The 10,631-nt window shown below is 73.5% G+C and carries 11 protein-coding genes; 5 read left to right on the top strand and 6 right to left on the bottom strand.

The features are described from left to right. Positions 1–92 precede the first annotated feature (92 nt). The 3 genes from ACUW6W_RS09115 (at position 93) to ACUW6W_RS09105 (ending at position 2,637) form a co-directional block, all read left to right on the top strand. Positions 93–509 (top strand): PaaI family thioesterase, encoded by a 417-nt coding sequence (locus ACUW6W_RS09115; protein WP_020624995.1) that lies wholly within the window; start codon positions 93–95, stop codon positions 507–509. A gap of 71 nt (positions 510–580) precedes the next feature. Next, positions 581–1,930: a phenylacetate--CoA ligase family protein gene (locus ACUW6W_RS09110; protein ID WP_049146481.1), complete on the top strand. Its 1,350-nt coding sequence runs from the start codon at positions 581–583 to the stop codon at positions 1,928–1,930. A 95-nt stretch (positions 1,931–2,025) separates the two neighbouring features. After that, the gene (locus ACUW6W_RS09105) at positions 2,026–2,637 is read left to right on the top strand and encodes a TetR/AcrR family transcriptional regulator (RefSeq protein WP_363932609.1); all 612 of its coding nucleotides are present in this window, start codon (positions 2,026–2,028) and stop codon (positions 2,635–2,637) included. 13 nt (positions 2,638–2,650) lie between these two features. On the opposite strand, the gene ACUW6W_RS09100 is transcribed toward ACUW6W_RS09105, so the two are convergent. From ACUW6W_RS09100 to paaZ, 3 genes are all read right to left on the bottom strand, one after another. Next, the gene (locus ACUW6W_RS09100; RefSeq protein ID WP_454180136.1) at positions 2,651–3,598 is read right to left on the bottom strand and encodes a hypothetical protein; all 948 of its coding nucleotides are present in this window, start codon (positions 3,596–3,598) and stop codon (positions 2,651–2,653) included. A 115-nt stretch (positions 3,599–3,713) separates the two neighbouring features. Then, on the bottom strand, positions 3,714–4,646 hold the full coding sequence (locus ACUW6W_RS09095) for a 3-hydroxyacyl-CoA dehydrogenase (RefSeq protein WP_123244488.1): 933 nt from the start codon (positions 4,644–4,646) through the stop codon (positions 3,714–3,716). A 138-nt stretch (positions 4,647–4,784) separates the two neighbouring features. Continuing rightward, entirely contained in the window at positions 4,785–6,905 is a 2,121-nt protein-coding gene (gene paaZ / locus ACUW6W_RS09090; RefSeq protein ID WP_454180135.1) for a phenylacetic acid degradation bifunctional protein PaaZ, read from the bottom strand. 286 nt (positions 6,906–7,191) lie between these two features. On the opposite strand from paaZ, the gene ACUW6W_RS09085 reads away from it, so the two are divergent. Together ACUW6W_RS09085 and panD are read left to right on the top strand one after the other, a co-directional pair. After that, complete coding sequence (locus tag ACUW6W_RS09085) at positions 7,192–8,184, top strand: DUF559 domain-containing protein (RefSeq protein ID WP_454180134.1); 993 nt, start codon at positions 7,192–7,194, stop codon at positions 8,182–8,184. Positions 8,185–8,367: 183 nt separating this feature from the next. After that, a complete protein-coding gene (gene panD / locus ACUW6W_RS09080) occupies positions 8,368–8,805 on the top strand; it encodes an aspartate 1-decarboxylase (RefSeq protein WP_010080090.1) in 438 nt (145 codons plus the stop codon). Between the two features lie 22 nt (positions 8,806–8,827). Here panD and ACUW6W_RS09075 read toward each other — a convergent pair whose 3' ends face one another. Genes ACUW6W_RS09075 through ACUW6W_RS09065 form a run of 3 tightly spaced genes read right to left on the bottom strand, consistent with a single transcriptional unit; the run spans position 8,828 to position 10,626 of the window. Then, a complete protein-coding gene (locus ACUW6W_RS09075; protein ID WP_170079969.1) occupies positions 8,828–9,322 on the bottom strand; it encodes an SRPBCC family protein in 495 nt (164 codons plus the stop codon). Further along, positions 9,322–9,705 (bottom strand): MmcQ/YjbR family DNA-binding protein, encoded by a 384-nt coding sequence (locus ACUW6W_RS09070; protein WP_355504855.1) that lies wholly within the window; start codon positions 9,703–9,705, stop codon positions 9,322–9,324. Before ACUW6W_RS09070 ends, ACUW6W_RS09075 begins: the two co-directional genes overlap by 1 nt. A gap of 33 nt (positions 9,706–9,738) precedes the next feature. Continuing rightward, positions 9,739–10,626 carry a 3-hydroxyacyl-CoA dehydrogenase family protein gene (locus tag ACUW6W_RS09065; protein WP_063188652.1) on the bottom strand — a complete coding sequence of 296 codons (888 nt, stop codon included), beginning with the start codon at positions 10,624–10,626 and terminating at the stop codon, positions 9,739–9,741. Between the last annotated feature and the right edge of the window lie 5 nt (positions 10,627–10,631).

The following is a 10,631-nucleotide window of genomic DNA, read 5'->3' as shown; positions in this document are numbered from 1 at the left end:
CGCGGGTCACATCCAGAGAGTTACCTAATGATCGTTCAGTAATTCTCTGCGCCGCCGCGCCGGCGCGCCCGTGCCGGCAGGGAGGCCCGCCCATGACCGAGACCGCCCACCACCCCATGCTCGCGGAGGACCGCGTGGCACGGTGGCTCGGCGTCACCCTCGAGGCCGCCGAGAAGGACCACGCGCGCATCCGGATGACGCTCACCGAGGACCAGCACAACGGCTTCGGCCTGGCCCACGGCGGCGCCGTCTTCGCGTTCGCGGACACGTGCTTCGCGCTGACCTGCAACGACCCCGCCTCGGACGGCTCCACCCTCACCGTGGCCTCCGGCGTGGACGTCAACTTCCTCGCGGCCACCCGCGCCGGGCAGACCCTCGTCGCGGAGGGCCGCCTGGTCGCCGCCGCCGGCCGCTCGGCCGTCTACGACATCACCGTCACCACCGACGACGGCACCCCGGTGGCCGCCTTCCGCGGCCGCTCCCGCACCATCCCCGCCCCCGGACGCTGACCGACGGGCGCACCCGCCGGTGCGCCGCCGTCGTCGACCGTCGCCCGACCCCGCATCCCCAGGAGAACGCCATGCTCGAGGCCTCGATCCCCAACCCGTACACGCCGGCACCCCTGCCCGCCCCCGCCGACCGCGGGGCCCCGGACCCCGAGGAGACGATGAGCCGGGACCAGATCGAGGCGCTCCAGTTCGAACGCCTCCGCTGGACCCTGCACCACGCCTACGAGAACGTGCCCGCGTATCGGGAGCACTTCGACGCGCACGGCGTCCACCCCTCGGACTTCACGGAGCTCGGGGACCTCGCCAAGTTCCCGTACACGGACAAGGAGTTCCTGCGGAAGAGCTACCCGTTCGGCGCCTTCGCCGCCACGGGCCCCGAGCTGCGTCGCATCCACGCTTCCTCCGGCACCACCGGCCAGCCCACCGTGGTCGGCTACACCGACGACGACCTGGCCACGTGGGCCACCCTCGTCGCCCGCTGCTTCCGCGCCGGCGGCATCCGCCCCGGTGACCGCGTGCACAACGCGTACGGCTACGGCCTGTTCACCGGCGGCCTGGGCGCCCACTACGGTGCCGAGCGCATCGGGGCGGCCGTGATCCCGATGTCCGGCGGGCAGACGGAGAAGCAGGTGCAGCTGATCACCGACTTCCAGCCGCGCGCCATCCTCTCCACGCCCACCTACCTGCTGACCATCGCGGACGGCTTCAAGAAGCTCGGCCTGGACCCGCGCGAGTCCTCCCTCGAGGTCGCGATCCTCGGCGCCGAGCCGTGGACCGAGGAGATGCGCCGCGAGATCGAGCAGACCTTCGACCTCGACGCCCTGGACATCTACGGCCTCTCCGAGGTCATGGGCCCGGGCGTGGCCGGCGAGTCCGCGGCCACCAAGGACGGCTCCCACATCTGGGAGGACCACTTCCGCCCCGAGATCATCGACCCGCTCACGGACGAGGTCCTCGAGACCGGCCGCCACGGCGAGCTCGTCTTCACCTCGCTCACCAAGCAGGCGCTGCCGATCATCCGGTACCGCACCCACGACCTCACCCGCCTGCTGCCGGGCACCACGCACCCGGGCCACCGCCGCATGGGCCGCATCACCGGCCGCTCGGACGACATGATCATCCTGCGCGGCGTGAACCTGTTCCCGTCGCAGATCGAGGAGCTGGCCCTCAAGGAGCCGGCCCTGTCGCCGCACTTCACCCTCGAGATCACCCGCCCGGACCGCATGGACCAGATGGCCGTGAACATCGAGCGCCGTGATCATGCGACCCTCGAGGAGGCCCAGGCCTGTGCCGCGCACCTGCGCATGGAGATCAAGACGAAGATCGGCTCCTCGTGCGTGATCAACGTGGTGGAGCCGGAGTCCCTGGCCCGCTCCTCCGGCAAGCTCAAGCGGATCTACGACCTGCGCGACCAGGCCTGATCCCGTCCCCGCGGCCGGACCCGACGCCGGCGTGCCCGGTAGAGTGGACCGGCGCGCCGTCGTCGTCGGCGTCCGCCCGCCCCCGAAGGAGCCCCGTGCCCCAGAGCAGCCCCACCCCGCGCCGCGGCCGGCCCGGCTATGACCGGCAGACGCTGCTGGCCGAGTGCGTCGAGCTCTTCAACCGGCACGGCTACGAGGCGACCTCCATGGGCATGCTCGCCGCCCACCTGGGCATCTCCAAGTCCGCGATCTACCACCACGTGGAGTCCAAGGAGGCGATCCTCGACCACGCGGTGACGGAGGCGCTCGACGCCCTCGAGGCGTGCCTGGACGATGTGGTGGCCAGCGGGGTCGACGCCGGCGCGCAGGTCGAGGCGGCCATCCGCGGCACGCTCGGGGTGCTGGCGGAGAAGCAGCCCGAGGTGACCCTGCTGCTGCGCCTGCGCGGGAACTCGGCGGTCGAGGTGGCCGCCGTCGAGCGCCGTCGTGAGATCACCCGGCGCTTCGGTGACCTGCTCGAGGCCGCCCAGGCCGCGGGTGCGGTGCGCTCCGACGTGACCCCGCGCAACCTCGCCCGTCTGGCGCTCGGGATGATCAACTCGATCGTCGACTGGTACCGGCCGGATCGCGGCGTCCCCGGCCAGGAGGGACCGGGCCAGATGATCGACGCCGTCACGGGCGTGGTGCTCGGGGGCCTGCGGGGCTGAGGGCCCGCTGTCCTCAGCCCTCGCCGTCGAGCGCGGCGAGCACGTCGGCCACGATCGAGGCCGCGCGGTCCTCCGCGTCCGCGGGCACCCCGCCGTCCGCGTCGGCCTGGGCCACGGCCACGGTGCGGGCGCCGTCCTGCACGTCCGTGAGGTGGGCGTAGACGGACCCCCCGGGGGCCGGGAGCGCCGTGTACGCGGTGCCGCCCTCGTGCTCGGTCCGCGTCACGCTCTCCACGCCGAGCCCGGCCAGGTCCACCCCGGTGCAGGCCTGCGCCGCCGCTCGGGCGTCCTCCAGGGCGGCGCGGGCGGCCTCCTCCGTGGGGTACACGGTGACGCGCACGCCGAGCGGAGTGACCTCGGCGTCGGGGGACGCCGTGAAGGAGGGCGCCGGCGTCGTGGTGGGCCCGCCGCCCGTGGTGGCGGCCGTCTCCGGCTGGGCCGTGAGCCCCAGGTCCGCGGCCCCGGCCTCGGCGTCCCGCTCCAGGGCGGAGCGGGTGGCGTCCAGGCAGGCCTGCTGTTCCGCGCTGCGGGTGGGAGCCGGGCTCGCGCCGGCGTCGACCGCCTGCTCCAGGCCGGCGGCCCGCTGGCGCAGCTCCGTCTGCCGCTCCAGCGGCGAGGCGGCGCTCAGCCCCACCTCGGACCCCGGCCCCGCGGCCCGCTGCACGGCGGCCTGCACCGCCAGGGTCCGCTGCCCGTCCAGCGCGGGGGGCATCTCGAGGGACAGACTGCTGGAGGCGGAGGCGCTGGCCGTGCTCGCCGTGGAGGTGCTGGCCGCGGGCGACGTGGGGGCCGTGGAGCTGCTGGCCGCGGGCGACGTGGACGCGGACGAGGCCGCCGTCGTCGTGGACGACGCCGACGAGGGGGCGGGGGAGGAGGGCTCTGCGCCGCCGCCCGCGCACCCGGCGAGGGCGAGCGCGCCCACGGCGAGGGCGCCGAGCAGGGGGAGTCGGGAGGTCGTCATGGCCCGACTCTACGTGCGCTGTGACGGATGCCACAAGGAAGCGGCGGGGGCATGCGTCGGGGCCGCCCGATGCGTGGTGCGCACCGGACGGCCCCTGATCCGTCAGTCGAGGAGGTCAGCCGAGCGGGGTGTCCTTGTCGCCCAGGTTCCAGTCCTCCACCGGGCCGAGGTTCTCCCCGTCCGGCCCGTAGCGGTAGAACCCCTGGCCGTCGGCCACACCGCTGTGGCCCTCCGCGATGCTCTTCTCGAGCAGCTCAGCGAAGCCGATCTGCCAGTCGACGCCCGTGTTGCGGGAGACGTTGGCGGCCACGTGGAAGCCCACGATGTCGTAGGTCTGGAACGGGCCGCGCTCGTTGCCGGTGGCCACGCGCCAGGTGCGGTCGATGTCCGCCGGGTTGCCCACTCCGTGCATGTACAGCTTGGAGCCGGCCTGCAGCCACGGGATGAGCAGGGAGTTGAGGAAGTAGCCCGGGATCTCCTTGCGCACGTGCACGGGGACCATGCCGGTCTCCTCGGCGAACTGCAGGGCTCCCGCGACGGCCTCCGGCGAGGTCGCGGCGGTGCCCATGACCTCGGCGGTGTTCTGCGCCCAGATGCGGTTGGCGTAGTGCAGGGCCAGGAAGCGCTCCGGATGGCCGCTGGCGTCGGCGAAGTCCGAGGGCAGCAGGGAGGAGGTGTTCGTGGCGAACAGGGTCGTGGCGGGGGCGAGCTCGCCCACCTGGGCCCACACCTTGCGCTTGAGCTCCAGGTTCTCCGGGACGGCCTCGATCACGATGTCCGCATCCGCCAGGGCCTCGCCGAGGTCCGAGGTCGGCGTGATGCGGGCGATGGCCTCGTCGAAGCGCTGCGCGTCGTAGCCCTCCCCGAGGTCCGCTTCGTAGCCCTGGCGGATCCACGCCCATCGGCGCTCGATCCCCTCGAGGGCGGCGGGGACCGCGTCGTAGGCCATCACCTTCTTGCCGTGGTACGCCGCCTGCATGATGATCTGCGAACCCAGCACGCCGGTGCCCAGCACGGCGACCTGCTCGAAACGGGTGAACTCGGACATGTATGTCGACCTTCTTCTCTCGCGGTCCGAATGGGACGTACAGGTGAACGTTCCGGGCACGCTCCTTGTTCCCGGGGACGACGACGGGCCGCCCGGCGCGCAGCGGGCGCACGGGACGGCCCGTCGAAGCAGGGGGGCTCAGCCCTGGGAGGTCTCGGACGGGGCCATCGGCCAGGTCTTGGCCACGAGCGTCAGCACGTCGTACTGGGCGCAGAGCTCGTCCTTCTGGTTGTGGATCCGGCAGTCCCAGGCCACCTCGCCGTACTCGTCGCTCACGCGCGGGGTGATGCGCTTGGCCGTCAGGGTCACGCGGATGGCGTCGTCGTAGGTCACCGGCGTGATGAAGCGCAGGTTCTCCAGGCCGTAGTTGGCCAGCACCGGGCCCGGATCCGGGGCCACGAACAGCCCCGCGGCCCACGAGACCAGCAGGTAGCCGTGGGCCACCCGGCGCGGGAAGAACGGGTTGGCCATGGCGGCCTCCTCGTCCGTGTGGGCGTAGAACCTGTCCCCGGTCTCCTCCGCGAAGGCGGTGATGTCCTCCAGGGTGACGGTGCGCAGGCCGGAGGCGAACTGGTCGCCCACCGTCAGCTCGGCCAGGGACTTGTAGAACGGGTGCACGGCCGTGCCGGCCTCCACGTCCTCGCGGGTCACCGTGTGGGCCGCGGCGCCCTGATGCCACACGCCGGTGATGGCCGTGAGCATGTCCGGGGAGCCCTGGATCGCCGTGCGCTGCATGTAGTGCTTCACGGCGCGGACCCCGCCGAGCTCCTCGCCGCCGCCGGCGCGGCCGGGGCCGCCGTGGATCAGCACCGGCACGGGGGCGCCGTGACCGGTGGTGGTCGTGGCGGTCTGGCGGTTCAGGACGTGCACGCGGCCGTGGTGGGCGCCGATCCCGGCGGCGAACGCGCGGGCGGTCTCACCGTCGTTCGTGGCGACCGTGGCCACGAGCGACCCCGAGCCCAGGGCGGCCAGGGCCACGGCGTCGGCCACGTCCGTGTAGCCGATCACCGAGGTGACCGGACCGAACGCCTCGACGCTGTGCACCTCGGGGGTGCGCGCGTCCTCGAAGGTGAGCACCGTGGGGGCGAAGAACGCGCCGGACTCGGCGTCGGCGTCACCGGTCGAGCCCTCGGGGCCGCCGAGGCGGACCTGACCGCCGGCGTCGACCAGGCGCTGCACCGCGCCGCGGACCTCGCCCTGCTGCTCCTTCGAGGCCAGGGCGCCCATGGTGGTGCCCTCGACGCGCGGGTCGCCCAGGACGACCTTCGCGGCCAGGCGCTCGGTGAGGGCGGCGGTCACGGCCTCGACCCGGTCCTGCGGGACGATCACCCGGCGGATGGCCGTGCACTTCTGTCCGGCCTTGACCGTCATCTCCTGGAAGACGACCTTCACGAACGCCTCGAACTCGGGGGACTCCGGGTCCGCGTCCGGGCCGAGGATGGCGGCGTTGAGGGAGTCGGTCTCCGCGGTGAAGCGGACGCCGCCCTCCTGCACGTTCGGGTGCTTCTTCAGCGTGGCCGCGGTGGCGGCGGAGCCGGTGAACGCGACGTGGTCGCGGTAGTCCAGGTGGTCCAGCAGGTCGCGGGCGGAGCCGGAGATCAGCTGGATCGAGCCCTCGGGCAGCACGCCGGACTCGAGCATCAGCTCGACGCACTTCTGCGTGACGTAGCCGGTGGGGGTGGCCGGCTTGACCACGGTGGGCACGCCGGCGACGAAGGCCGGGGCGAACTTCTCGAGCATGCCCCACACGGGGAAGTTGAACGCGTTGATCTGCACGGCCACGCCCGGGATGCGCTGGTAGATGTGCTCGCCGATGAAGGAGCCGTCGCGGGAGAGGGGCTCCACGTCGCCGTCGATGATCACGGTGGAGTTCGGTAGCTCGCGGCGGCCCTTGCCGGAGAACGTGAAGAGGGTGCCGATGCCGCCGTCGACGTCGAAGGCGTGGTCGCGCTGCGTGGCGCCGGTGGCGAAGGAGACGTCGTAGAGCTCCTGGACGCGGGAGTTCAGAAAGAGCGCGAGCTCCTTGAGCTTGAGGGCGCGCTCGTGGATGGTCAGCTCGCCCAGGGCCTGCTGGCCGACGGTGCGGGCGTGCTCGATGGCGGCGGCCGTGTCGAGGCCGTCGGTGGAGACGCCGGTCAGGCGCGCGCCGGTGTTCGCGTCCGTCACGTCGGTGACCTTGGACGGGTGCGACGGCGTCCACCAGCTGCCGGCGACGTAGCTGGGGAGGATCTCCGGGAGGGAGGGGGCGGTGACGGTCACGAGGTCTCCTGGTGTCGGGGGCACGGACGGGTCCCGACCGATCGGTCGGTTATTGCTCCTCACCCTAGCCGAGACGTGGATCACGCGGGAGGGGGAGCCGGGCCGGTGACGCCGTCGTCGTGGGGAGGGGTGGGGTGGGGTCTGGCGGCGACCCGTGGCGCCAAAGCCCGCAGACACGCCGCTATGGCCAGGACGTGGCGGCGTGTCTGCGGGCCTCGGCGGGGCGTCGTCCACAGATCCCGGCGGACGACGACGGCGGCCCGCCCGGATCGGGCACGCTCGGCCCATGCCCCGCTCGCCCGCGCCCCTGCCTCCGATGCGCTGCGGACTGGACGGCCTCCTCCGCGCTCCGACCGTGTTCTCGACCCCGGCCGCGCGCGAGGCGGGCGTGAGTGCGGCCCGGCTGCGGCGCGGGGACGTGGTCTCCCTCGGCTGGGGGCTCTGGGGCCTGCGCGGCGTCGCACCGGACCCCATGGATCATGTGCGGGCACTGCAGGATCTGCACCCCGAGGGCGTGTTCAGCCACGTCACGGCCGCCCGGGTGCTCGGCCTGTGGTTGACCGGGCCGCTCGCCGCCGACCGGTCCGTGCACATCGCGACCCCGCGCGGCCACGGCACCGCGTCGAGCCGGGCCGGGATCCGCTCACACCGCCTCCGCGCCGACGCACCGGTGCGGATCGTGGACGGGGTGCGTGTGACCGCACCGGGGTGGACCTTCGTGGACCTCGCCGCGCACGCCGGGCCGCTCGAGCATCTCGTCGCGCTGGGGGACAGCATGGTTCGGACCGCCCCGACGGAGGCCCGCCGCCGTCGGCTGCCTCCCGGGGTGACGGACGTGGCCGAGCTGCGCGCCGCCGTCGAGGAACGCGGTCGGGTGCGCGGGATCCGTGCGGCCCGGGAGGCGCTGGAGCTCGTGCGTCCCGGGGCCGACTCGCCGCAGGAGAGCCGGCTGCGGGCGCGGCTGGTCCTGGCAGGCGTCCCCGAGCCCGCAGTGAACCCGTGCATCCGCCTCGCCACGGGACAGCGGCTCCGCGTCGATCTGGTGTGGGCGGACGCCAAGGTGGCCGTCGAGTACGACGGCGATCAGCACCGCACGGATCGCCGGCAGTGGCGTGAGGACCGCGAGCGGGACGCGGCCCTGCGCGCGGAGGGGTGGGAGGTGATCCGGGTGACCGCCGACGTGTTCCGGCCAGGGCACTGGGAGCTGTTCGTGCGGCAGCTGCGGGGCCTGGTGGCTGCGCGGACCCCGCCGGGCCGAGTGCCGCCGTCGTGGATCTGACCCGCCCAGGCCTGCAGACACGCCGCTACCGCCAGGGCGTAGCGGCGTGTCTGCGGGCCTCGACGAGAGGGGCGGGAGCCTCGGGCCGGCGTCGGCCCCTGCCCCTCGTCTCCGGACCGGCGTAGAATCGAGCACCGGTCCTCTCGGACCCGACCCACCCCCTCATCCGGAGAGTTCTGCCGCATGCTGCGCACCATGTTCCACGCCAAGATCCACCGGGCCACCGTGACCCAGGCGGACCTGCACTACGTGGGCTCCGTGACCGTGGACCAGGACCTGCTGGACGCCGCGGACATCCTCCCCGGCGAGCTCGTGTCCATCGTGGACGTCACCAACGGCGCGCGACTGGAGACCTACACCATCGCGGGCGAGCGGGGCTCCGGCGTGCTCGGCATCAACGGCGCCGCCGCCCACCTGGTGCATCCGGGGGACATCGTCATCCTCATCGCCTACGGGCAGATGGACGACGACGAGGCCCGCCACTTCCAGCCCAAGGTCGTCCACGTGGACGCGGACAACAGGATCGTGGAGCTCGGCATCGACCCCGCCGACGGCCTCCTCGACGGCCTCTCCCGCCCGCCGCTGTCCCGCGAGTGGAACGAGGCGCAGGCCGAGCTCTGAGCCGGCCTGGGGCGCCGGGCCGTCATGGACGAGCCCTTCGAGCGGGATCAGCGGTCGGCACGGCCTTCGCCCCGAGCGCTCGACGCGCGGAGCGCATCGCGGCCGCGTGGCTGAGGCCCATCGCGGTGCGGGCGCCCGGCACGCGGGTCACGGCGCGCATCCACGGCGAGGTCAGCACCACCTCCTGCTCCCACGTCACGACGCAGTGCGGCGCGTGTCCGGCCGGGGCGCCGTCGTCGTGCACGGTGACCCGCACGGTGCCCGTCAGATCCCCGCTCAGGTGCGCGACCAGAAGGCCGCGGGCGCGGTCGTCGATGAGACGCTCCATCGTCAGACGCACCGGCACGAACCCGCGCAGCCGGACGGCGGCGCGGTCGGGGCCCAGGCGATGGGCGCGCGGGACGGCAGGCCACCAGCGTGGGTAGCCGGCCGGGTCGGCGAGCAGGGCCAGCACGGACCGGGCGTCCGCGGGGGCGGCCCAGCGGTGGGTGAAGCGGAAGGGGCGGTCAGCCGACATCAGGCCCGGCCGAAGGTCTCGGGGTCCACGGGGCGCCGGGTGCGCGGGAGCTTCGCGACGACCAGCAGGTACGACTCCGTGACGAGGTCCCGGACGAGCTGCTCGTCGAGGTCCGGGTGCGCGGCCAGGCTGAGCCAGTGCCGCTTGTCCATGTGATAGCCGGGCGTGATCGCCGCGGGCAGGGCCGCGCGCAGCTGGGCGCCGTCCTCCGGGCGGGCCTTGACGTTCACGAGGCGGCGCCCGTCGTGGTCGATGAACACCGCGAACAGCTTCCCCTGCACCTTCATGACCTCGGTGTCCGGGCCGAAGGGGCGCGACGCGGCGCTGCCCGGCAGCTCGAGGGCGCGGTCGCGGGCGACGCGCAGCAGCGTGGGCTCGTCCATGCCCGTCACGTTAGCCGCGCCGGCCCCGGGGGCTCAGCGGTAGTCGAAGAAGCCCTTGCCGGACTTCCGGCCGAGCTCGCCGCGGGCCACCATGTCCCGCATGAGCTGCGGCGGGGCGAAGCGCTCACCCAGCTGGGACTCGAGGTACTCCGCGATGCCCAGGCGCACGTCCAGGCCCACGATGTCGGTCAGGGCCAGCGGGCCGACCGGGAACTTGTAGCCGAGCACCATGGCGGCGTCGATGTCCTCGGGGGAGGCCACGCCCTCCTCGACCATGCGGATGGCCTCGAGCGCGATCGCCACGCCCAGGCGCGACGAGGCGAAGCCCGGGGCGTTCTTGACGACGACGGGGGTCTTGCCGAGCCCGCGGACCCACTCGGTGGACAGGGCCTGGAGCTCCGCACCGGTCTGCTCGCCGATCACGACCTCCACGAGCTTCGAGGCGGGCACCGGGTTGAAGTAGTGCAGGCCGCAGAAGCGTTCGGGGCGCTGCAGGTGCGTGGCGATCTCGTCGATGGAGAGGGAGGAGGTGTTGCTGGCCAGCCAGGCGTCCTCGCGCAGGTGGGCCTCGACGTCGGTGAGCGCCTCGATCTTCACCTGCATGTCCTCGAACACGGCCTCGACCACGAGGTCGCAGCGGGCGAAGTCGGCGCGGTCCACGGTGACGGTCAGGCGCTGCGCCCACTCGTCCAGGTCGCCGTCGATCTTGCCGCGGTCCAGGGAGGCGGCCAGGTCGGCCTCGATGCGCTCCCTGGCGGCCTCGGCCGACCGCGGGTCGCGCTCGACGACGACCACCTCGGACGAGCCGGAGACGAGGAACGCGTGGGCGATGCCGCCACCCATCCGGCCGCCGCCGAGGACGCCGACGACGGCGGGCACGGAGGACGGCGCGGCATCAGGGGTGTGCTGCTGATCGGTCATGTCAG

This window comes from Micrococcus sp. 093350064-1, from assembly GCF_053627955.1.
Note: the sequence above shows the minus strand (reverse complement) of the source record. Positions and strands in the feature narration are given on the sequence as shown.

What these genes read in the sequence shown, in the direction of transcription:
- ACUW6W_RS09115 (WP_020624995.1), top strand. Translation starts at nt 93, where the DNA reads ATGACCGAGACCGCCCACCACCCCATGCTCGCGGAGGACCGCGTGGCA.
- ACUW6W_RS09110 (WP_049146481.1), top strand. Translation starts at nt 581, where the DNA reads ATGCTCGAGGCCTCGATCCCCAACCCGTACACGCCGGCACCCCTGCCC.
- ACUW6W_RS09100 (WP_454180136.1), bottom strand. Translation starts at nt 3,598, where the DNA reads ATGACGACCTCCCGACTCCCCCTGCTCGGCGCCCTCGCCGTGGGCGCG.
- ACUW6W_RS09095 (WP_123244488.1), bottom strand. Translation starts at nt 4,646, where the DNA reads ATGTCCGAGTTCACCCGTTTCGAGCAGGTCGCCGTGCTGGGCACCGGC.
- ACUW6W_RS09085 (WP_454180134.1), top strand. Translation starts at nt 7,192, where the DNA reads ATGCCCCGCTCGCCCGCGCCCCTGCCTCCGATGCGCTGCGGACTGGAC.
- panD (WP_010080090.1), top strand. Translation starts at nt 8,368, where the DNA reads ATGCTGCGCACCATGTTCCACGCCAAGATCCACCGGGCCACCGTGACC.
- ACUW6W_RS09075 (WP_170079969.1), bottom strand. Translation starts at nt 9,322, where the DNA reads ATGTCGGCTGACCGCCCCTTCCGCTTCACCCACCGCTGGGCCGCCCCC.
- ACUW6W_RS09070 (WP_355504855.1), bottom strand. Translation starts at nt 9,705, where the DNA reads ATGGACGAGCCCACGCTGCTGCGCGTCGCCCGCGACCGCGCCCTCGAG.
- ACUW6W_RS09065 (WP_063188652.1), bottom strand. Translation starts at nt 10,626, where the DNA reads ATGACCGATCAGCAGCACACCCCTGATGCCGCGCCGTCCTCCGTGCCC.